The sequence below is a fragment of the Flavobacterium denitrificans DSM 15936 genome (assembly GCF_000425445.1).
Classification (GTDB): Bacteria; Bacteroidota; Bacteroidia; order Flavobacteriales; family Flavobacteriaceae; genus Flavobacterium; species Flavobacterium denitrificans.
Window position 1 is genome coordinate 34,039 of the sequence record NZ_AUDL01000013.1, and the last position, 21,302, is coordinate 55,340.

General features: G+C 32.7%; 20 protein-coding genes. 7 read left to right on the forward strand and 13 right to left on the reverse strand.

The annotated features are described in order from the left end of the window. Positions 1–96 precede the first annotated feature (96 nt). The 7 genes from H600_RS0109040 to H600_RS0109070 all read right to left on the reverse strand — a co-directional run bounded on the left by H600_RS0109040 (position 97) and on the right by H600_RS0109070 (position 7,484). Entirely contained in the window at positions 97–843 is a 747-nt protein-coding gene (locus H600_RS0109040) for a LytR/AlgR family response regulator transcription factor (protein WP_026728482.1), read from the reverse strand. Then, entirely contained in the window at positions 836–2,575 is a 1,740-nt protein-coding gene (locus H600_RS0109045) for a tetratricopeptide repeat-containing sensor histidine kinase (RefSeq protein ID WP_026728483.1), read from the reverse strand. Before H600_RS0109045 ends, H600_RS0109040 begins: the two co-directional genes overlap by 8 nt. A 77-nt stretch (positions 2,576–2,652) precedes the next feature. Continuing rightward, positions 2,653–3,048 carry a hypothetical protein gene (locus H600_RS0109050; RefSeq protein ID WP_026728484.1) on the reverse strand — a complete coding sequence of 132 codons (396 nt, stop codon included), beginning with the start codon at positions 3,046–3,048 and terminating at the stop codon, positions 2,653–2,655. A gap of 255 nt (positions 3,049–3,303) precedes the next feature. Beyond that, positions 3,304–5,448, reverse strand: coding sequence for a polyribonucleotide nucleotidyltransferase (locus H600_RS0109055; protein WP_026728485.1), 2,145 nt, complete (start codon positions 5,446–5,448; stop codon positions 3,304–3,306). A gap of 179 nt (positions 5,449–5,627) precedes the next feature. Then, complete coding sequence (gene rpsO / locus H600_RS0109060; RefSeq protein ID WP_008466503.1) at positions 5,628–5,894, reverse strand: 30S ribosomal protein S15; 267 nt, start codon at positions 5,892–5,894, stop codon at positions 5,628–5,630. 159 nt (positions 5,895–6,053) lie between these two features. Continuing rightward, the gene (locus tag H600_RS0109065; RefSeq protein ID WP_026728486.1) at positions 6,054–6,998 is read right to left on the reverse strand and encodes an energy transducer TonB; all 945 of its coding nucleotides are present in this window, start codon (positions 6,996–6,998) and stop codon (positions 6,054–6,056) included. Positions 6,999–7,028: 30 nt separating this feature from the next. Continuing rightward, entirely contained in the window at positions 7,029–7,484 is a 456-nt protein-coding gene (locus H600_RS0109070) for a GAF domain-containing protein (protein WP_026728487.1), read from the reverse strand. 71 nt (positions 7,485–7,555) lie between these two features. On the opposite strand from H600_RS0109070, the gene xrtF reads away from it, so the two are divergent. The 6 genes from xrtF (at position 7,556) to H600_RS0109100 (ending at position 12,311) form a co-directional block, all read left to right on the forward strand. Continuing rightward, positions 7,556–8,092, forward strand: a complete 537-nt coding sequence (xrtF, locus tag H600_RS0109075) for an exosortase family protein XrtF (RefSeq protein WP_026728488.1) — start codon at positions 7,556–7,558, stop codon at positions 8,090–8,092. Next, positions 8,082–8,540, forward strand: a complete 459-nt coding sequence (locus tag H600_RS0109080) for an exosortase F system-associated membrane protein (protein ID WP_026728489.1) — start codon at positions 8,082–8,084, stop codon at positions 8,538–8,540. The genes xrtF and H600_RS0109080 overlap by 11 nt, the downstream gene beginning before the upstream one ends. A 35-nt stretch (positions 8,541–8,575) precedes the next feature. Beyond that, a complete protein-coding gene (locus H600_RS0109085) occupies positions 8,576–8,974 on the forward strand; it encodes an HYC_CC_PP family protein (RefSeq protein ID WP_026728490.1) in 399 nt (132 codons plus the stop codon). A gap of 101 nt (positions 8,975–9,075) precedes the next feature. After that, the gene (locus tag H600_RS0109090) at positions 9,076–11,082 is read left to right on the forward strand and encodes a TonB-dependent receptor plug domain-containing protein (RefSeq protein ID WP_026728491.1); all 2,007 of its coding nucleotides are present in this window, start codon (positions 9,076–9,078) and stop codon (positions 11,080–11,082) included. Positions 11,083–11,146: 64 nt separating this feature from the next. After that, positions 11,147–11,488 carry a heavy-metal-associated domain-containing protein gene (locus H600_RS0109095; RefSeq protein WP_026728492.1) on the forward strand — a complete coding sequence of 114 codons (342 nt, stop codon included), beginning with the start codon at positions 11,147–11,149 and terminating at the stop codon, positions 11,486–11,488. Positions 11,489–11,624: 136 nt separating this feature from the next. After that, complete coding sequence (locus H600_RS0109100) at positions 11,625–12,311, forward strand: DedA family protein (protein ID WP_026728493.1); 687 nt, start codon at positions 11,625–11,627, stop codon at positions 12,309–12,311. A gap of 218 nt (positions 12,312–12,529) precedes the next feature. Here H600_RS0109100 and rodA read toward each other — a convergent pair whose 3' ends face one another. From rodA to purH, 6 genes are all read right to left on the reverse strand, one after another. Then, complete coding sequence (rodA, locus tag H600_RS0109105; protein ID WP_026728494.1) at positions 12,530–13,765, reverse strand: rod shape-determining protein RodA; 1,236 nt, start codon at positions 13,763–13,765, stop codon at positions 12,530–12,532. Between the two features lie 16 nt (positions 13,766–13,781). Beyond that, the gene (mrdA, locus tag H600_RS0109110; protein ID WP_026728495.1) at positions 13,782–15,761 is read right to left on the reverse strand and encodes a penicillin-binding protein 2; all 1,980 of its coding nucleotides are present in this window, start codon (positions 15,759–15,761) and stop codon (positions 13,782–13,784) included. Continuing rightward, positions 15,758–16,264, reverse strand: a complete 507-nt coding sequence (locus tag H600_RS0109115) for a hypothetical protein (protein WP_026728496.1) — start codon at positions 16,262–16,264, stop codon at positions 15,758–15,760. The genes mrdA and H600_RS0109115 overlap by 4 nt, the downstream gene beginning before the upstream one ends. Further along, positions 16,257–17,081, reverse strand: coding sequence for a rod shape-determining protein MreC (mreC, locus tag H600_RS0109120; RefSeq protein WP_026728497.1), 825 nt, complete (start codon positions 17,079–17,081; stop codon positions 16,257–16,259). Before mreC ends, H600_RS0109115 begins: the two co-directional genes overlap by 8 nt. A 111-nt stretch (positions 17,082–17,192) precedes the next feature. Then, positions 17,193–18,221 carry a rod shape-determining protein gene (locus H600_RS0109125; protein WP_008466528.1) on the reverse strand — a complete coding sequence of 343 codons (1,029 nt, stop codon included), beginning with the start codon at positions 18,219–18,221 and terminating at the stop codon, positions 17,193–17,195. 56 nt (positions 18,222–18,277) lie between these two features. Beyond that, positions 18,278–19,804: a bifunctional phosphoribosylaminoimidazolecarboxamide formyltransferase/IMP cyclohydrolase gene (purH, locus tag H600_RS0109130; RefSeq protein WP_026728498.1), complete on the reverse strand. Its 1,527-nt coding sequence runs from the start codon at positions 19,802–19,804 to the stop codon at positions 18,278–18,280. A gap of 165 nt (positions 19,805–19,969) precedes the next feature. On the opposite strand from purH, the gene H600_RS0109135 reads away from it, so the two are divergent. Then, entirely contained in the window at positions 19,970–21,217 is a 1,248-nt protein-coding gene (locus H600_RS0109135) for an ABC transporter permease (RefSeq protein ID WP_026728499.1), read from the forward strand. The last annotated feature ends 85 nt before the right edge of the window (positions 21,218–21,302 follow it).

The following is a 21,302-nucleotide window of genomic DNA, read 5'->3' on the forward strand; positions in this document are numbered from 1 at the left end:
AGCCTGAAAATTGGCTTGCAGTTTGAAATTGATGTGTACAAAATAAAAAATCCTCTTTTTTAAAAGAGGATTTTGAGATCTTGCGCTGAACATTTATTACGATAAAATGTTCATTTTCTTTATGAAGTCTTTATAAGTGTCGCTTAGGTTTATTTTGTGATTCCCTTTTAAAATAATTAGGTTGTCGGCTAAAATGATTTCTTCAATTTTGTCTGCGTTTACAATTGTGTTACGATGTGTTTTGATGAATTTATTTTTATCCAGTAAATCGCTTATTTTGGTAAGCGAAATTAGAATTACGAATTTTTCTTTTTCAGTAATAATATTGCAGTAACGTTCTTCGACTTCAATATAAAGAATGTCATTTATGGAAACTTTTTTTAATGCATTTTTCTTTTTTATAAATAAATGATCGTCGCTTATAACGGTATCTTGTTCTTCACCTAAAAAAACATTTGTTTGCTCATAGAATTTTTCGACTGCCATTTCTATTGCATACAAAATTTCAAGTTCATTGAAAGGTTTCATTAAAAAACTGAAAGGTTTAGTCAATTTGGCTCGTTCAAAAATTTGACGATCTTTTGAACTGGTTAAAAACACGAATGGTTTTGAAGCATTCGGAATAATATTGATTGATTCGGCAAAAGTAATTCCATCTGGTTTTCCGTCCAGAAAAACGTCGATAATAATAATGTCAATTGTGTTTTCGTAAAATAGTTTAAGCGCATCTGTGAAATTTCGGGCGACTCCTACAACAGTATAATTGTTTTCAAGCAATACTTTTATTAAAGCATCACTTTGTTCCGGAGTATCTTCGATAATTAAAACATTAATATTATCCATTTTTTGTTATTTTTGAGAATGTCAATATTATTTTAGTTCCCTTATTTATTTCGCTTTGAATTGAAAGTGTTCCGCCGTTTTTTGCCGTCATTTGCTTACATAATTGTAAGCCTAATCCGGTTCCAATAATTTCAGAATTATTTTTCTTTACTAATGTTTCGCTATCCTGAAGTAGTTCTGAAATTGTATTTTGAGACATTCCAATGCCAGAATCCTCAATAATAATTTGGCAAAATTCAGAATTGATTTCAGCGGTGTAAAAACGGATTTCGTCATTATGTTTTGAAAACTTAATTGCGTTATCAAGCAGATTCCTGAATATAATTTTAAGCGAATCAAGATCTACAAACAAAAATATATTTTTTGGAACAACATTTTCAAATCGAATTTCTTTTTCCTGTAATAAAGATTTATAGTTGTATTCAATCTGTTGTACTATTGAATATAAATGAACTGATTCTTTATGAAAATACAATTGTTTGGTTTGTAACATTGCCCAATGAAGCAAATTGTCTAGTAAACTGTAAGTGTCATTTGCAATGCTGCTATTTTGCGTAATTAATTGGTTTAGTTCTTCGTAATTTTTGGTCTGTAATGAATCTGATAATTTTGAATTGCTTGTTTTTAAGGCGTTTACCGAAGAGCGCAAATCGTGGCTTACAATTGAAAAAAGCTGATCTTTATTCGCATTTAGCTGGTCAAGCTTATTTCGTTGAATTAATATTGTTTTTGCACTTTTTGCTTTTTGGGTATACATGTAAACTCCACCTGTTAAAAGAATTAGTAAGCCAATTGCTGAAAAAAATAAGCTGTTTCGTTGTGTGTTCTTTAGTTGGTTTTCTACTTCAAGTACTTTTATTTGTTTTTGTTTTTGGGCTACAGCAAATTTTTTCTCATAATCTGCAACTGCCCAAACTTTGTTTTGATTATTTAGAGAATCGTTCCACTGTTCGGCTTCTTTTCTGTATTCTAAGGCTTTTTTGTAATTGCCTCTATTTTCTTCTACAACAGCCATATTTAATGACGCATCCCATTTTTTATTAAAATCATTTACTTTTTTAGATAATAGATATGATTTTTCGAAATAAGGGAAAGCTTGTTCGTCTTTGTATTGAACATAATATAGATTTGCAATATTTATATACAAATTGAGTAAAGATCCGTTGTCATTCTCTTTTTCTTTTAGATTTTTGCTTTTAAATAAATATTCTTCGGCCTTCTCAAATTGATTAAGATGTAAATAACATGTGCCAATATTTTGGTATATAGTGCTAGCTTTAAACCCTTGTTTATTTGTTATAGAAGGATTTTCTATTTGGCTGAAATACTCAATGGCTTTTTTAAATTCTTTTAATTGCATTGAAATTTCACCTAATGTTTTATTGGCTAAAGGGTAAAAAATGAATTTTTTAGATATTAAGTTTAATTCTAATTTGGCTTCTTTAAAAAGCTTTTTTTTATGAAATGTAAATCCTCTAAAATAGTGGCAATAATCATTTAGTTCTTTATTGCTGCTAATGCTAAGATGTCTCATTGAATAAACCAGCGTAGAATCCCAATTATTTACTTCAAAATAATGTTGAGCTTTTCGGAAATTTGTTTCTTCTTTAAATATTTCAGCTCTTTTTTTACTTTCAATGTTTAGTATGTTGTTTGCAATTTTACTTTGCGAAAAGAGGCTTGCGGAATACATGGAAAGGAATAGTAAAATAAGAAGATAAAATTTTCTCATATTTAAATTGATGTAATAAAAAACATCATTTCTATTCTTAAGGAAATGATGTTTTTTTAAGTTCTATATTTTGTGATTTAGTCGCCTACCGTTGTTTTTGTTCCTCTTGAGGTTTCAGGATCAATATCTTTTAGATAAGAAATAATTTCAGTTATATCTCCTACAGTGTCAGAAGTATAATCTACTTCTACATACCAAACATCACAACTCTCAGGTGTTTCCTCGGAAAAATCATAATCAAAAAAGAGTGTTAGTGTATTTCCATCTTGTGTTGGCTCTTCAACAGTTGGATTGTTGGGGTCTTCAGAGTTAATGTATAAAGTCGCTCGAATTTTTAATGTAAGTGCTCCGCCTTCAGGGGTGTAGAATGCTGCAGATACTAAAGGTGGTACAGGATAAGTAACTGTCTCTGGATGAGTAAAAATAAAATCACTTGTATTAATTCTGGTGTTCTGTAAAACGGTAGAAGCCATAAGTATGGTTTTTTAAGGTTAATACTATTATTTTTGATAAGTTAAAGATATTTTTTTTTTGCCAATAAATATCATGAAATCCTGTTTTTTAGAGCTTTATATGGCTTTTTTGAAGAAAATAGCACAATTTTGTTCTGTATTTTTCTTTAAACATTAAACAAAATGTATTTGGATTAAACAAAAAACGAAAAACCCCAATTCAATTGAATGAATTGGGGTTTCCTATGAATAAACCTTTAGTAAACTAAGATCTGATTACTCTTTTTTCTCCTCACGTGGAGGTCTTGGAACAAGTGCTTTTTTAGACACTTTTTCTTTTTTAGTTTTAGGGTCAATTCCTAAGTATTTAACTTGGAAAACATCTCCCATTTTAACTACGTCAGCAACATTTTCTGTACGCTCCCAAGCTAATTCAGACACGTGAAGTAATACCTCGTTTCCTGGTGCAGCAGTATATTCAACTACAGCTCCAAAATCAAGCATTTTAATCACTTTTACTTCATAAGCTTCTCCAACTTGTGGTTTGAAAGTTAAAGCGTCAATTTTAGCTAATACAGTTTTGATTCCTTCTGGATCAGTTCCTAAGATTTCAACTACACCTTGCTCGTCTACTTCGTTGATAACGATAGTAGTTCCTGTAGCTTTTTGTAATTCTTGAATTACTTTTCCGCCAGGTCCGATCAACGCTCCAATAAAGTTTCCAGGAATAGTTCTAGTAATGATTTTAGGTGCGTGAGCTTTAACGTCTGCTCTCGGGGTTGCAATAGTTTCAGTTAATTTTCCTAAAATGTGCAAACGTCCGTCGCGTGCTTGAGCTAAAGCTTGTTCCATAATGTCATAACGCAATCCCTCGATTTTGATATCCATTTGGCAAGCTGTGATTCCGTCAGCAGTTCCAGTTACTTTAAAGTCCATATCTCCTAAGTGATCTTCATCTCCTAAGATGTCAGACAATACAGCAAATTTCTCACCGTCAGTAATCAATCCCATAGCAATACCAGAAACTGGTTTTGTCATTTGAACTCCAGCATCCATAAGGGCCATTGTTCCAGCACAAACTGTTGCCATAGAAGAAGAACCGTTAGATTCTAAAACCTCAGAAACAACACGAATTGTATAAGGGCAATCAGCAGGAATCATATTTTTTAAAGCTCTTTGAGCTAAGTTACCGTGACCAACTTCTCTTCTTGAAGTTCCTCTTAATGGTTTTGCCTCACCAGTAGAGAAAGGAGGGAAGTTATAGTGTAAGTAGAATTTCTCTTCACCTTGCTCGCTAGGCGAGTCGATTTGGTTCGCTTCTCTAGAAGTTCCTAAAGTTACTGTAGCCAAAGCTTGCGTTTCTCCGCGTGTAAATAAAGAAGATCCGTGAACAGATGGCAAGTAGTCAGTTTCACACCAGATTGGTCTGATTTCTGTAGTTTTTCTACCATCTAAACGAATTCCTTTTTCAAGGATAACGTTACGTACCGCTTCTTTGTTTGTTTTGTAGAAATATTTTCCAACTAAACCTGCAAGATCTGCATTTTCAGCATATTCTTCTTCTGTAAATAAAGCTTTTGCTTCTTCTTTTACAGCAGCAAATTTTTCACCTCTTTCTGCTTTTCCAGAAGCTTCTTGAGCAATTGCATAGCATTTATCGTAAGCAGCAGCTTTTACTTTAGCGTAAACAGCTTCGTCTTCAACTTCGCCTTCGTAAGTTCTGTATTCTTGAGAACTTAATTTTGCTCTTAATTTTTGTTGAGCAACAATTTGAACTTTAATAGCTTCGTGAGCAAATTTAATTGCTTCAACCATTTCAGCTTCTGAGATTTCTTTCATCTCACCTTCAACCATTGCAACAGAATCCATAGAAGCTCCAATCATCATGTCGATGTCTGATTTTTCTAATTCTTCTCTGCTTGGGTTGATTACTAGTTTTCCGTCAATACGAGCAACGCGTACTTCAGAAATTAGGTTGTAAAATGGAATGTCTGAAACAGCTAATGCAGCAGATGCAGCTAAACCGGCTAATGCGTCTGGCATAACGTTGTCATCATGAGACATTAATTGAATCATAACCTGAGTTTCAGCGTGGTAATCGTCTGGGAAAAGCGGACGCAATACACGGTCTACTAATCTCATTGTCAATACTTCACTGTCGCTTGGTCTTGCTTCTCTTTTGAAAAATCCTCCTGGGAAACGTCCAGCAGCAGCAAATTTTTCGCGGTAATCTACCGTTAATGGTAAAAAGTCAACACCTGGGTTAGATGTTCTTGCAGAAACTGCAGTAGCTAAAAGCATACAGTTTCCTAAACGTACAACAACTGAACCATCGGCTTGTTTTGCTAATTTACCAGTCTCGATTGAGATGCTTCTTCCATCTCCTAAATCGATAATTTCTTGTGAAACTTGTGGAATCATAAATTTTTCCTTTTTGATTATACAATGGGTTTTAGTTGTGTTGTAGTTGTTGTTGTGTGTAGTTGTTGTTATCTAAAACCCAATGAAAAACCAAACTTTTTTTCTTGTAATATGCTTATTATAAACAGCTGTAATGTAAAAACAAAAAGAGGCACTCTCGCACCTCTTTTCTATATTGATTATTTTCTGATATTCAATACTTTAATGATCTCACGATATCTGTTGATATCTTTCTTTTTCAAGTAATCCAACAAAGCTCTTCTTTTACCTACTAATAGTACAAGAGAACGCTCAGTGTTGTAATCGTGACGATTTTTTTTCAAGTGTTCAGTTAAGTGAGAAATTCTGTAAGTGAACAATGCAATTTGACCTTCTGCGCTTCCAGTGTTTGTTGCACCACCGTGTTGTGCGAAAATCTCTTCTTTCTTTTCTTTAGTTAAATACATTCCAATATTATTTAATGATTTTTATGTATGTCAATACAACTTTTGTAAGACGGGTGCAAAATTAAGGTAAAAAAACAAAAGAATCAAACAAAAATAAAAGAATCTAAAAAAAGAATATCGCTTTTTGATTTTTGAATAATTTTGAAACGATTCGATTTTTTAATTTGTTACCGTTATTGGTATTGCATATATTACTCTGACTGGTACACCTCTTTGTTGTCCCGGAATCCAATTTTCGTAACCTGTAACAACTCTTATCGCTTCCTCATCAAGGCCGTATCCTAAAGATTTTAAGATTTTTGGTTCAATAATTTTACCATTTTTGTCAATTACAAATTGAACGACGAGTCTTCCCGAAACTTTGTTCATTACTGCTTCTTTTGTTTTTGTAAAATTAGCTCCAACAAATTTGTAAAAATCACCGATTCCTTTTTGGGGTAATGGTTTTGATTCTAAGACTGTGTATTGTCTTTCTGTACCTTCTGAATTTATGCTTTTTCCAGAAATAAATTTTCCTTCATTATAAATGTCAGTGTATTGATAGTTGGTTTCTTTATTGATTCCTTTCCATTCGCCATCCTTAAAACCATTTTTTAATTTTCCTTTTGCTGAAGAACTGCTGCCCCATTCTTCTTCGAAAAAGCCATTGCCATTTTTTACGACATGTTCATTTTGAGAATTCCAATAGTCGTAAATTTTTAATTCTGAATTAAATCCTTTTTCAGATTCTGTGTACTCACCTTTTAATTTCGGGTTTCCGTTTTCGTACCATTCTGAAAAATTCCCGTTTAATCTTGATTTATGATAATTTTCGGTCCTTTTTTTCTTGCCGTTTTCATAGTAGTAGACATACTCGCCTTCTTTTGAATATCCATCTTTTGTTTTAGAATTTCCTTCAATTTTTAAAATACCAGACTTGTAATAATCTTTTACTTCATACAAATCTTTTTCTATGTAATAATCTTTTATGATTCTATAAAATTTGTAGTTTTCTTTAGTGGCATCTTTCCCAATAGAATCAAAATAAATAATTTTATCTGTTGAATTTTGAGCAAAAAAGAAGGAAGGGAGTAAAGCTAAAAAAACGAAAAAAGTTTTTTTCATAGATTGGTTTTGTATAGTTAGGAGTTTATTTTAGAATAATTTCGCAACCTCTTGATTCACAAATTCTAAAAATCTTTCGTCAGCTTCTGTAAATGGATCAATAACATGGCTGTCAATATCGATTTGGCCAATGTTAACACCATCAACAAAAAGGGGTACTACGATTTCTGATTTTACGGTTAAACTGCAAGCAATATAATTGTCTTGTGCTTTTACGTCTGGCACAACAAAATTGGCATTACTCTCAGCAACTTGTCCGCAGATTCCTTTTCCAAACGGAATAACAGTATGATCAGTTTCAGCACCTACATATGGGCCCAAATGAAGCGTTTTGTTTTCGTGATTGGCAAAGTAAAAACCAACCCAATTGTAGTATTCTACATTTTCATTTAATAATTGGCAAATTGCTAATAATTTTTCGTCTCTAACAGTGTTGTTATCAGCTACAATAGCGCTTATTTTTGGTTGTAATTCTTGAAAAGTCATGATAAATAAATTTTATACAAAAGTATTTAAAGCCTGACTTAAAAAATACATAAATTTGAAAAAAAATTCCGTTGAAAAAATATTTAGCACAATTTAAACCTTTCCTGATTTTTATAGGCACTTTTTTCTCCGCTTATATTTTACTGACAATAGTTTATAAATTCTATTTGAGCAGTTTTGGCCCAATTGATCTCGACGGAATTTCAAGAATAGTTGGAAAAAATGTTGAGCAACTAATGTTGCTTTTTAATTGTGATATTAATATTGTAAAAAGTCTTTCTCAGCCTTATTTAGAAGTTTGGTACAATGATAAATTTACACTTCGAATTGTCGAAGGCTGTAATGCGGTAAGCGTTATTATTCTGTTTATTTCGTTTGTAATCGCTTTTTCAGGAAAACTCAAAACGACTTTATTGTTTATTCTGTCGGGAACACTTTTCATTTATATTTTGAACATTTTCCGAATTATGTTTTTGACAATCTTGCTTTTTAGATATCCAGAAAAGGAACATTTTTTACACGGTGTTTTATTCCCGTTGATTATTTACGGGCTGGTTTTTCTTTTGTGGGTTATTTGGGTCAATAAATTTTCGAAGTATGCTAAATAGTTTATTGAAACATAAATTTAAAATTCTGATTTCGGTTTGTATTGTAATATGTTTTGGAATTATTCGTGCATTTGAAAACAGTCTGTTTTACGATCCTTTTTTGGAATATTTTGAGAAAGATTTCAAAAATTTGCCTTATCCTGAAAACGATTCTGTTAAACTTTTCTGTGGACTTTTTTTTAGATATTTTTTGAATGCAATCCTTTCTCTGTCTTTGATTTACGTGCTGTTTAGAGATATTGATATTTTTAAATTCAGTTTCTTCTTATATGCCTTTTTCGGAGTGATTCTTTTTGTGGCATTTTTTGTGGTTTTAGATTGTTTTCCAAATGCAAATTGGCTTCTTTTTTACGTTCGAAGATTTATAATTCAGCCAATATTTGTTCTTTTGTTTATTCCTGCATTTTATTATCAGCAACAAAATTTAAAAAAAATAACAGATCATTAAATATTTCTTTCAGTCTTTTTGAATAGTTTTGCAGTATGAATATAAAAAAGTGCACGGGATTATTTTTAGCTTTCCTATTGTTGGTTTCCAACATTGGGTTTGCTTTTGACGTGCATTATTGTGGAGGTGAAATCGCTTCTGTGTCTTTGAATACATCAGTAAAAGCTTCTCCAGAAAAAAAATGTTGTGGAGAAAAAGAAAAAAAATCTTCTTGTTGCAAAGACAAAGTAGTTCATATTGAGAAAAAATCAGACAATGCTACTTTTAAAATATTCTTTTTTCAGCTTGCTTTTCCGGCTGTAATCCAAGAATATAAAACTATTGCTTTTTTATCAATTCCAAATTTCAAAAGCAATCAAATAACTTCGTATTATTCTGATGCGAATGCGCCTCCTTTTTACAAGTTATATAATCAATACATTTTTTATTCCTGATTTTAATGTTTAGAATCAAGCCGTTTTCTTGCGCTTGAAAGTCGCTGTTTATCTTTTTTTACAATAAAACAGCTTTTCTAATAACATTAAAATTCATTTATATGCACAAAAATATTATGCTTTTTAGTATGATTTTGTTGTCTGCAACTGCTTTTTCGCAGGAAGATTTGCAGGAAGTAAAAGTCACTAAAAAGCAAAAAGGAATTAAAAAATCCTATACACTTACATCCAATACATCTGTTATTACAAGTAAAGAACTGCTAAAAGCAGCATGTTGTAATTTGGCAGAAAGTTTTGAGACAAATCCTTCAATCGATGTCAATTTTTCGGACGCTTTAACGGGAACCAAACAAATAAAAATGTTAGGTTTGACAAGCCCGTATTTAATGATTACCGAAGAAAATATTCCTTCAGTCCGTGGCGCTTCTCAAGCTTACGGACTATCTTTTACGCCTGGAACTTGGATTGAAAGCGTTCAAATTACAAAAGGAGCGGGGAGTGTTATTAATGGGTACGAAAGTATTTCGGGACAAATTAATACAGAACTTTTAAAGCCTTTAAGCGATATTCCGTTTTTTTTAAATGCCTACGGTTCTACCGATGCGCGTTTTGAATTAAATACACATTTCAATAAAAAAATATCAGACAAATGGGCGACAAGTCTTTTTGTTCATGGAAATGCGCGTGTTGCCAAAAACGACATGAATGATGATGGATTTTTAGATAATCCGTTAGGAAAACAAATCAATGTTTTGAATCGATATCAATATTATGATCCTGAAAGCGGACTGGTGAGTTTTATCAATTTCAGATATATGAATGATAAAAAACAAACCGGAGAAGTTGATTTTGATAAAGATATTGACCGAGGCACTACAAATCATTGGGGTTCTGAAATCAATACAGAGCGGTTTGATGTTTCAACAAAAATAGGTTATGTTTTTCCAGATATGCCTTACCAAAGCATTGGTTTTCAAAATGCTTTTAATAGCCACAAGCAAGATTCTTATTTTGGACTAAATTTGTATGATATCAAACAGAATAGTTTTTATTCGAATTTGATTTTCAATTCGATTATCAATAACACGAAACATAAATTTACGACTGGATTGAATTTTACATACGATCAATATCAGGAATTTGTGAATGTTGTAGACTACAGTCGAATCGATAATTCGGTAGGAGCGTTTTTTGAATATACCTATGATAATACAGATAATTTTAGTTTGATTTTGGGCGGAAGAGTAGATAATCATAACCGATTGGGCTTTTTTGTAACGCCACGTTTGCATATGAGATACAATCCTTGGAAAAATGGAGTGATTCGTTTTTCTGTAGGAAGAGGAAAGCGTTCTGCTAATATTTTTGCTGAAAACCAACAGCTTTTTGCAAGTTCAAGAGCGTTTTCGATTTTGGATACAAATGGGAAAATATACGGTTTGAATCCTGAAATAGCATGGAATTATGGAATTAGCTTTTCGCAAAAATTCAGAATTTTTAATAAAAATGCCGAAGCGGGATTTGATTTCTATAGAACTGATTTTCAAAACCAGGCTGTTGTTGATTTAATGCAAAGTCCACAACAAGTTTTGTTTTATGATTTAAAAGGAAGCTCATTTGCTAATAGTTTTCAATTTGAATTCAATTATGAACTTATTCATAACCTGAATTTAAGAACTGCATATAAATATTATGACATTCAAACAGATTATTTAAGAGGTACATTCCAGCGCCCGTTGCAGGCTAAACATCGTTTTTTAGGAAATCTTGAATACGAATTGGCTTCAGATAATAACAAACAATGGAAGTTTGATTACACTTTCAATTGGACAGGAAAACAACAATTGCCTTATACAGCTTCAAATCCGGCGGAAGATCAATTCCCTGATCTCTCTCCAGCTTACCTAGTTATGAATGCACAAGTGACAAGAGTTTTTTCTGAAGTTTTTGAAGTGTATATTGGCGGAGAAAACATTGGAAACTACAAACAGCAAAAAGCCATTTTAGGTGCTGATGATCCTTTTGGATCAAATTTTGATGCGTCAGTAGCATATGCTCCAATATTCGGACAAATGTATTATGCAGGATTACGATTTAAAATAAAATAATAGAATAATAGAATAATAGAATAATAGAATAATAGAATAATATCAAATTTAATATTTAGACAAAATGAAAAAAATAATTTTAATAGCAATAATTGGATTTTTAGGATTTTCTGCCCAAGCGCAAACTAAGAAAAATAAGAATTTAAAATATACTACTGAGGTAAACGGCAATTGTGAACAATGCAAAAAACGTATTGAAAAAGCGGCTTTTAGTGTTCCGGGAGTAAAAACGGCAAATTGGGATATTACTTCTCACCAACTGTCGGTAATTTTGAATGAAGAAAAATCATCTCCAGCCGATTTAAATAAAGCAATTGCTAAAGTTGGCCACGATACAAAAGAGGTAAAAGCAACTCAAACAGATTATGATAATTTGCACAGCTGTTGCAAGTATGTAAGAGAATAATAATATTTGAAGCCTCAAGCTTTTTCTTGAGGCTTTTTTATAGTTAATTAATCTTTAAAATACCACATTTTATTGTGGTTGAAGTAAATTATTGTTACTTTCACGAACTTAAATTAAGTATAACCAAACCATTTTTATGAATAATTTTGATTGGACACAATTAGTCAACCCTGAATTTTATATAACTTTAAGTATCGGTGGTTTTCAAATTGGTTTATACATCGTGCTGTTTATTGTTTTTGCTGAAACCGGACTCTTTGCTGGTTTTTTTCTTCCTGGTGACAGTCTGCTTTTTTTATCAGGTATTTACAGCCGTGACTTAATTGAAAATGTTGTTTATATTCCGAGTGATTTCATAAACGTTTTTATACTTTCTACTTTAGTTGCCGTAATGGGAGTTTTAGGAAACATGACTGGATATTGGTTTGGGGCCAAAAGCGGTTATTATCTGTTCAAAAAAGAAGATACGTTTTGGTTCAAGAAAAAATACTTGTTGCAATCAAAAGATTTTTTTGAAAAATACGGTGGAAAAGCAATTATTTATGCTCGTTTCCTACCAATCTTTAGAACTTTTGCGCCAATCATTGCGGGAATAGTTTCAATGGATAAAAAGAAGTTTATGTTCTATAATGTTTTGAGTTCATTTTTATGGTCGTTCATATTGATCTTTTCTGGACATTATTTATACGGAGTGTTTTTAGAGCATGGAATTGATTTAAAAGAGCATATTGAAGTTATCGTAATAGGAATAATCATTGTATCGACATTTCCAGTTTTCTTAAAGCTTATTAAAAAGAGAACAAGCCACCAGGAAAAAATATAATCATAAAAAATCCGAAGTTTAAAACTTCGGATTTTTTTTAGACTATTGTTAAGGTAAATCTGTTTTTGGTATGATTTGTATAGGTTTCAATCATTAAGAATAAGAAATGTATTGAGATCCTGTGGCGCTTGAAATATTTGAAGCGGTTGAATAGGTTTTTTTCTTTGGTGTTTTTAAACGTTTGTAAAAAAGTTGTTATAAATTAACAATTAATAAAACTACCATTCATTTACTTTATTCGCATCCATTTTTAAGAAAATAAACAGTAAAATAGTGAATCCCCAGAGTCCAGAACCTCCGTAAGAAAAGAAGGGCAGCGGAACACCAATAGTTGGGAAAATGCCAATAACCATTGCAATATTTACAAAAAAGTGAATGAATAAGATTCCAGCAACGCAGTACCCGTAAACGCGGCTAAATTTCGTTTTTTGTCTTTCAGCCAAATAAATGACTCTTAAAAATAAGCCTACAAAAAGTGCAATAACGGCTAAAGAGCCAACAAAACCCCATTCTTCACCTACGGTTGTAAAAATATAATCGGTATGTTGTTCAGGTACAAATCCTCCTTTTGTTTGTGTTCCTTGTAAAAAGCCTTTTCCAAGCCATCCGCCTGATCCAATTGCAATTTCAGATTGGTTGGTGTTATAACCGATGCCTTTCATGTCGACTGTTTTTCCAAGCAAAATATTGAAACGATCTCTGTGGTGTTGTTTGAAAACGTGATCAAATACATAATCTACAGAGAAAACAAATGCTGAAACAATAGCTAGAAAAATGGCGCTCATCAATAGATTTCGATCTACAACTCGACCCTTAAAATGAATAATTGCCAATACCAATGCCGCCAGTAGTATAACAACATATGGTTCTAAAACCAATGTCAATACAAACAATAAAATTGTAATAAATCCAGTCCATACATACCAAGACGGTAAGCCTTCACGATACAAAACTATGATGAAAACACTATAAATCAACGCACTTCCAGGGTCTGGTTGTGGCAAAATTAGAAGTACTGGCAAAAATACTATGGCTAGAGCTTGAATTTGTCTGTTTACTTCCTTAAGATTGATTTGGGTATCACTTAAATATTTTGCCAAAGCTAATGATGTAGCGGCTTTAGCAAACTCAGAAGGCTGTAAAGTAAAGCTTCCAATGGCATACCAACATCTTTGTCCGGCAATGGTTTTTCCAAAAATAAACAAGCCTGCAAGAGATAATAATGATACTCCAAAAATAATACTCGCGTATTTTTCGTAAAATTTTCCGTCAACAAAAAGTACAACAAAAATTAGAGGAATAGTACATCCAATAAAAATTAATTGCTTTTGATAAGTGCCTTCCGTAGATAATAATGAAGAGGAATAGATGTTTAGCCACCCTAATATTACTAACGTGATATAGATAAAAACACTTATCCAGTCAATGTTATTTTTTACACTTTGATTTTTCATTTGAAATAATCCTTTGTTAGTTTTTCTTAGTAGTGTCTACCGCCGTTTTTTTGACTTCTGTTTTTGTGGTCGTTGTAGCTGGAGCTTTTGGTTTTACAATTTTAGCTTGCAACACAGAGTCTTTTGGAACAGATTCAATTTTGCTAGCTTCATTCATTCCTCCAAGTTTGGCATATTCAGAGGCTAAACTTTTATTTAATACTCTTGTTTCTAAATCAGTTCTTGTAATTTTTCTTCTTAAATATTTTTCAATCATCAAACTCGCAATTGGTCCAGCTACACTTGCTCCAAAACCTCCGTTTTCGATCATAATAGCAATGGCAATTTTTGGATTATCTTTTGGTGCAAAAGCAACAAAAATAGAGTGGTCTTCTAATTGAACTCTTTTTCCTCCAATTTTAGCAAAATTCTCAGCAGTTCCTGTTTTTCCACAAATATCAATTCCTTCTACTCTTAATCTGCTTGCCGTTCCCATATTGTATACATCAAATAGGCCACTTATGATTGGTGGGAAATATTTTTGATCAATAGTTGTAACATGCTTGGTTGTGAACTTTTTGTCGATGGTTTCGCCTTCAATTTTTTTGATGATATGAGGAGTGTAATAATAACCCTGATTTGCGATTGTCGCCATCATATTGGCAAGCTGAATTGGCGTCATTACAACCTCTCCCTGACCAATTGCATTAGAAACAATAGCAGTACTTCTCCATCCTCCGTTAGGATACATGCGCTTGTATGTTTTTGAAGTTGGAATTTTTCCTCTTTTTCCAGTTGGCAAATCATAACCCATGAACTCTCCTAATCCAAAACTTTTAAGGTGAGAACTCCAAACATCTACAGCAGCACTTGGCTTTGTGTATTTATTGATAGTTCTCATGTATGCAGTTGCAAAATACGTGTTACAAGATTGATAAATACCTCTGTGCAATTGTAATTGTCCTCCGCTACAGTGGCATCTCATAAAACGGCCTCGAGCATAGCTAAAACCATGATGACAGGAAACAGTGAAAGTGTTTTCATCAATTACGCCTTCTTGAAGGGCTACTAGTCCGGTCAATAATTTAAAAGGAGAACCAGGAGGATATTCTGCCAAAAGTCCTCTGTCGTATAATGGCTTTGCAATAGAATCATTATATAAAAGAGTGTAGTTTTTAGATCTTTGTCTTCCAACTAAAATTCCAGGATCGTACGAAGGTGCTGTAACAAGAGCTAAAATTTCACCTGTTTTAGGCTCAAGCGCTACGATTCCGCCTCTTTTGTTAATCATTAATTCTTCGCCATATTTTTGAAGTTCAGCATCAATAGTTAAATTGATGTCTTCTCCCGCAACAGCGATTGTGTCGTATTTTCCGTTTTTATAAGAACCTATTTCACGATTGTATTTGTCTTTTTGAATGTATTTTACACCTTTTATTCCACGTAAAATTTCTTCATAGCTTTCTTCAACACCTTGTCGTCCAATTAAATCTCCACTATTATAATATGGATTTTTTGCAATTTGGCGTTCATTTACTTGTGTGATAGAGCCAAAAATATTAGCGCCATAATCTACTTCGTAATCACGAAGTGATCTTTTTTGGAAATAAAAGCCTTCAAATTTTCTGATTTTTTCTTGAAAGGCTGCAAATTCACTTTTGTTTAGTTGCGCTAAAAATACAGAAGGTAGTCTTGGACTGTATACTTTTGCCTTTGCAATTCTCTTTTCGTAATCTTCTTTTGTGATGTTTAATAATGTACAAAATTCATCTACGTTCAAATCTTCTTTGATATCTTTTGGAATTACCATGATATCATAAGAAGCCTGATTGGCAACTAAAAGTTTGCCATTTCGATCATAAATGTAGCCTCTTTCAGGATAATCATATTGCTTTTTTATTGCATTATTTTCTGATTTTAATTTGAAAGAATCATCAATAATTTGCAAATAAAACACCCTGATCACCAGCAAAGATCCTGCAATGATAATTAAAGCGGGCAGCAAAATTTTTCTCATCGTTTATTTGGCTTAATAAGGTAGATTATTATGATTGAAGTTATTATTGTAAAAATCGAACTGAACAAGGTTCTAAGTAAAATATCCCATATAAATTTAAACTGGAAAGCTTCAAGAATAAATAATATAATATGGTGTAATAATACCGAGAGCAGTATAAATGAAAAACGTTCAGGAGTTAGCGATTCGTTTAGTTTGATGGTTTGGTATTCATAGCTTAATCCAAATGAAAACTTAAAAATATAAGGTCTGTAATAAGCAAGAATTACACATGCCGTTGCGTGGATTCCTCCCGAATTGCAAAACATATCCATTGTTAATCCAAGCAAAAAACTTGAAATAATCAAGCCTGATTTGTTGCTGTTGACAGGATAAAGGATGATATATAAGATATACGGAAAAGGACTTATATAGCCTAAAAAATTCATGTTATTAAAAATAACAACCTGAATTGCCAGCAACATAATAAATCGAAAAATATTGACTAACAATGCGCTATTCATCTTTTTCCTTTTTTTCTAAATTAATAAGTTCTTCTCTGTCTTTGCTTTTTATGATATAGACATGACCTAGGTTTGTCATGTCGTTAAATAGTTTCACTTTTATCACATAAAAACTAGTGCCTTCTTTTTTGTATATAACATCTACAGTTCCAATGTTGATTCCTTCAGGGAAAATTACCGATTGACCTCCGGTTACGATAGTGTCACCTTTTCTAATTGATGCTAATCTTGGAACATCTTCTAGCTGAACAAATCCGGTACTTTTTCCGTCCCAGGTTAAAGAACCAAAATGATTTGATTTTTTAATCTTAGCATTAATCTGTGATTTCATGTTTAAGATACTAACAACGGTCGAGTAATTAGGAGAAGTATTATCAACAACCCCAACAATTCCTAAGCTGTTAATTACCCCCATATCTTCTTTAACTCCTTCTTTTGTCCCGGAATTAAGAGTAATATAGTTTTCATGTCTATTGTAAGAGTTATGAATCACTTTTGAAACAATAATGTCGGTAGGTTTTATACCTTTTATACTATCTGGTAGTGGTGCTTTTGTAGTGTCTTCTTTATTAAATAAAAGACTTTTTAATCTTGCATTTTCAAGTACAAGTTCGTCATTTTCAGCTCTTAAATTCAAATATTCGTTTACATGATTAATTCTTTCATAAACACCACCGCTCAAAAAGTTAGCAGAACTGATTACTTTGCTTCTGTGATAGGAATGGGATTGAATTGTGAGCGTCAACGAAATACCTAAAAGCAGCAAAAACAGCAATCGATTACTGTTTCTTATAATGAAATTAAATATTTGCTGCATTTCTTGTCTGGTTATTTTGTTTCAGGATATGCTTTAGGTTTCAAATTTTATAAAGGTCAAATCATATACATTTGACCTTTATAAAAGTAAATTAGTTTGTTATTTTGAATCTTATTTGATTAAGATGCTTTTAAATTTTGCAATGTTTTTAAGTGCCATTCCAGTGCCGCGAACAACAGCTCTTAATGGATCTTCAGCAATATAAACAGGTAAATCTGTTTTTTGAGAAATACGTTTGTCAAGACCTCTCAACATAGATCCACCACCTGCTAAATAGATACCAGTATTGTAGATATCTGCCGCTAACTCAGGAGGAGTTTGAGATAATGTTTCCATTACAGCATCCTCAATACGTTGGATAGATTTGTCTAAAGCTTTTGCGATCTCACGGTAAGATACATCTACTTGTTTTGGTTTACCAGTAAGCAAATCTCTACCTTGAACTGACATGTCTTCTGGTGGCCCGTCTAAATCTTCGATAGCGGCTCCGATTTGAATTTTGATTTTCTCAGCAGTACTTTCCCCAACAAATAAGTTGTGCTGTGTACGCATGTAATATACGATGTCATTTGTGAAAACGTCACCCGCAATTTTTACAGATTTATCACAAACAATTCCGCCTAATGCAATAACAGCGATTTCTGTTGTACCACCTCCAATATCTACAATCATGTTTCCTTTTGGTTGCATGATATCGATTCCAATACCGATTGCAGCAGCCATTGGTTCATGAATCAAGTAAACTTCTTTTCCGTTTACACGCTCACAAGATTCTTTTACTGCACGCATTTCAACCTCAGTAATTCCAGAAGGAATACAAACTACCATTCTCAAGGCTGGTGTGAACATTCTCTTTTTTAATGCCGGAATACTTTTAATGAACATATTGATCATTTTTTCTGAAGCATCAAAATCGGCAATTACACCATCTTTCAAAGGCCTTATGGTCTTGATGTTTTCATGTGTTTTACCTTGCATCATGTTGGCTTCTTTACCAACAGCGATGATTTTGCCTGAAACTCTGTCGCGTGCTACGATAGAGGGGCTGTCAATAACAACTTTATCATTATGAATGATTAAAGTGTTTGCGGTACCAAGGTCTATTGCAATATCCTCAGTCATGAAATCAAAAAATCCCATAAGTTTTTTAGGGGTTTAAAATGTTATAAATTATTTATCGAACAAAGTTAAACAAATTAATGTTTAAAATGACGAGTTCCTGTAAATACCATTGCAAGATTATTTTCGTTGCAATAATTTATGCTTAATTCGTCTTTTATCGAACCTCCTGGCTGAATTACAGCAGTTATTCCTGCTTTTTTAGCTAATTCTACACAATCCGGAAACGGGAAAAATGCATCACTTGCCATCGAAGCTCCGTTCAAATCAAATCCAAAAGCTTTTGCTTTGTCAACAGCTTGAATTAAAGCGTCAACTCTTGAAGTCTGACCTGTACCTGATGAAATCAATGTTCCGTTTTTAGCAAATACAATTGTGTTTGATTTTGTATTCTTGCAGATTTTAGAAGCAAAGATCAAATCTTCGATCTCTTGAGCAGTAGGTTCTGTAATTGTAACGGTTTTTAAATGCTCTTTATTATCCGTAATATTATTTCTGTCCTGAATTAACAAACCATTAAGACAAGTTCTTACTTGACGAGAAGGTAATTCAACATCATTTTGAACTAAAATGATTCTGTTTTTCTTTTCTTGTAAAACGGTAACTGCCTCATCATCATAGGCTGGAGCTATTACTACTTCACAGAATAATTTGTTGATTTCCTGTGCAGTTTCTAAATCAATTTTTGTGTTAGAAATTAACACTCCTCCAAAAGCTGAAGTTGGATCACAAGCCAAAGCCGCTAAATAAGCTTCGCTGATTGTTTTTCTCGAAGCTAATCCGCAAGCATTATTGTGTTTCAAGATCGCGAATGTTGGTCCGTCAGTTTTAAATTCAGCAATTAAATTAACTGCAGCATCAACATCAAGCAAGTTGTTATATGATAATTCTTTTCCGTGAAGTTTGTTGAACATTGCGTCAAAATCTCCAAAGAAGAATCCTTTTTGGTGAGGGTTTTCACCGTATCTTAAAACTTGACCGTTTGCAATGCTTTCTTTGTAAATAGTCTCGTCTGTATTGAAATAATTAAAAATAGCTCCATCGTAGTGAGATGAAACGTGGAAAGCTTTTGTAGCCAACAATCTTCTGTTTTCAAGAGTTGTTGCTCCATTTTGCTCTGTAATCAAATCCAAAAGCAAGCCGTATTCGTTAACTGAAGCAACAATTACAGTGTCTTTGAAATTTTTTGCGCCTGCGCGGATTAATGAAATCCCGCCAATATCAATTTTTTCGATTATATCTTGTTCGCTTGCACCAGAAGCAACAGTTTTTTCAAAAGGATACAAATCAACAATTACTAAATCAATTTGAGGAATATCAAATTCTTTCATTTGCTGGACATCGCTTTCGTTGTCTTGGCGGTTTAAGATTCCTCCAAAAATTTTCGGGTGCAATGTTTTTACTCTTCCTCCAAGGATTTCTGGGAATGAGGTAATGTCTTCAACCGGAACTACAGGAATTCCTAAATTTTTAATGAAATCTTCAGTTCCTCCAGTAGAGTAAAGTGTTACATTTTGCTCGTGTAATTTTCTAACGATTGGCTCTAATCCATCTTTAGAAAAAACAGAAATTAATGCTGATTGTATTTTTTTAGTTGTGCTCATTGTGTAGTTATGATTTTCAGACTGCAAAAGTAGTTTTTTTATATATTATTTTAAAGAAAATTAATGTAACATTATGCTAAAAAAATCTACTGATGAGTAAGTTAACTTTTATTAGGTTTTTGATTTTAAATTATTGAATTTTACTTTATTGAAAAATACTATTATATGCTTCTTTACCTTCGATTATTAAAAGAAAGTCTCAGCTTTGCTATAAATGCACTGCGAAATAATAAATTAAGAACTTTATTGTCGCTTTTGGGTGTGACAATTGGTATTTTTTCGATCATCGCTGTTTTGGCTGCTGTAGATTCTTTGGACAGAAAAATTTCTAAAGATTTGAGCAGTTTAGATAAAAATACGATTTATTTAATGAAATATTGCTTTGGCCCTTCAGAAATTCCACAATGGAAGAGAGAGCAGTTTCCAAATGTGAAATATGATGAGTATGTAGCGTTAAAAAACTCTTTGAATAATACAGACCAAGTTGGTTATCAGCTTTTTGTTGCTAGAGAAAGTTTGAAGTATGATTCAAAAACGGTTGCTGATGTAAATATTATTCCATCTTCATTTGAAATGGTTGATGTTGACGGATTAAGTTTTGACAAAGGGCGGTTTTATAATGAATCGGAATCAAATTCAGGAACGGCAGTTATAGTGCTGGGATATGATATTGCCGAAGGACTTTTTGGGACAAGCGATCCGCTTGGAAAAAATATTCGTTTGTACGGACAACGTTTTACTGTTATTGGCGTGATTGCAAAACAAGGAGCTGGATTTTTTGGAGACAGTAATGACACATCTGTTTATTTGCCTGCTAATTTCTTGCGCCGAATGTATGGTGATAGTGATTCAATGACGCCTGTGATTGTTTTGAAACCAGTAAAAGGTGTTGATATGGATGCCTACAAAGCTGAAGTTGCTCAAAAACTTCGTGCTATTCGCGGTATGAAAGCTGGTGAAATCGATAATTTCTTTGTAAACGTACTTTCTGGTTTCACTGATTTTATTGATGGCATATTAGGGACTTTAAGAACAGCTGGAATTTTCATCAGTATTTTTTCTTTCTTAGTTGGAGGCTTTGGGGTGGCCAATATTATGTTTGTTTCTGTGAAAGAACGAACTAATTTGATCGGAATCCAAAAATCTTTAGGAGCAAAAAACCGATTTATTTTATTCCAGTTTTTGTTTGAAGCCGTTGTGCTTTGTTTGATTGGTGGCGCAATTGGATTGTTTATTGTCTGGCTGCTGTCGCTTCTTCTGACTAATTTGTTGGAGTTTGAATTTGTTTTAAGTTTCTGGAATATCTTTATTGGCGCAGGACTTTCTATTTTTGTTGGGATAATTTCGGGGATTTTACCGGCAGTTTCAGCAGCAAATCTAGATCCTGTTGAAGCAATTCGAACAGGAATGTAATATTGTTTTTGTGTTATTTTACTGTAAATTTTGATGGCTCGAAATAATTAGATATTTTTGATAGACCACTGACAACTTAATCCGC

Bases quoted from the DNA above. Each gene is read 5' to 3' on its own strand.
- purH (WP_026728498.1), bottom strand. From the start codon at position 19,804: ATGAGCACAACTAAAAAAATACAATCAGCATTAATTTCTGTTTTTTCT.
- H600_RS0109040 (WP_026728482.1), bottom strand. From the start codon at position 843: ATGGATAATATTAATGTTTTAATTATCGAAGATACTCCGGAACAAAGT.
- H600_RS0109055 (WP_026728485.1), bottom strand. From the start codon at position 5,448: ATGATTCCACAAGTTTCACAAGAAATTATCGATTTAGGAGATGGAAGA.
- H600_RS0109080 (WP_026728489.1), top strand. From the start codon at position 8,082: ATGCTAAATAGTTTATTGAAACATAAATTTAAAATTCTGATTTCGGTT.
- H600_RS0109045 (WP_026728483.1), bottom strand. From the start codon at position 2,575: ATGAGAAAATTTTATCTTCTTATTTTACTATTCCTTTCCATGTATTCC.
- H600_RS0109065 (WP_026728486.1), bottom strand. From the start codon at position 6,998: ATGAAAAAAACTTTTTTCGTTTTTTTAGCTTTACTCCCTTCCTTCTTT.
- rodA (WP_026728494.1), bottom strand. From the start codon at position 13,765: ATGAAAAATCAAAGTGTAAAAAATAACATTGACTGGATAAGTGTTTTT.
- H600_RS0109100 (WP_026728493.1), top strand. From the start codon at position 11,625: ATGAATAATTTTGATTGGACACAATTAGTCAACCCTGAATTTTATATA.
- H600_RS0109095 (WP_026728492.1), top strand. From the start codon at position 11,147: ATGAAAAAAATAATTTTAATAGCAATAATTGGATTTTTAGGATTTTCT.
- H600_RS0109070 (WP_026728487.1), bottom strand. From the start codon at position 7,484: ATGACTTTTCAAGAATTACAACCAAAAATAAGCGCTATTGTAGCTGAT.
- rpsO (WP_008466503.1), bottom strand. From the start codon at position 5,894: ATGTATTTAACTAAAGAAAAGAAAGAAGAGATTTTCGCACAACACGGT.
- mreC (WP_026728497.1), bottom strand. From the start codon at position 17,081: ATGCAGCAAATATTTAATTTCATTATAAGAAACAGTAATCGATTGCTG.
- H600_RS0109085 (WP_026728490.1), top strand. From the start codon at position 8,576: ATGAATATAAAAAAGTGCACGGGATTATTTTTAGCTTTCCTATTGTTG.
- mrdA (WP_026728495.1), bottom strand. From the start codon at position 15,761: ATGAGAAAAATTTTGCTGCCCGCTTTAATTATCATTGCAGGATCTTTG.
- H600_RS0109135 (WP_026728499.1), top strand. From the start codon at position 19,970: ATGCTTCTTTACCTTCGATTATTAAAAGAAAGTCTCAGCTTTGCTATA.
- H600_RS0109115 (WP_026728496.1), bottom strand. From the start codon at position 16,264: ATGAATAGCGCATTGTTAGTCAATATTTTTCGATTTATTATGTTGCTG.
- H600_RS0109050 (WP_026728484.1), bottom strand. From the start codon at position 3,048: ATGGCTTCTACCGTTTTACAGAACACCAGAATTAATACAAGTGATTTT.
- H600_RS0109090 (WP_026728491.1), top strand. From the start codon at position 9,076: ATGCACAAAAATATTATGCTTTTTAGTATGATTTTGTTGTCTGCAACT.
- H600_RS0109125 (WP_008466528.1), bottom strand. From the start codon at position 18,221: ATGGGATTTTTTGATTTCATGACTGAGGATATTGCAATAGACCTTGGT.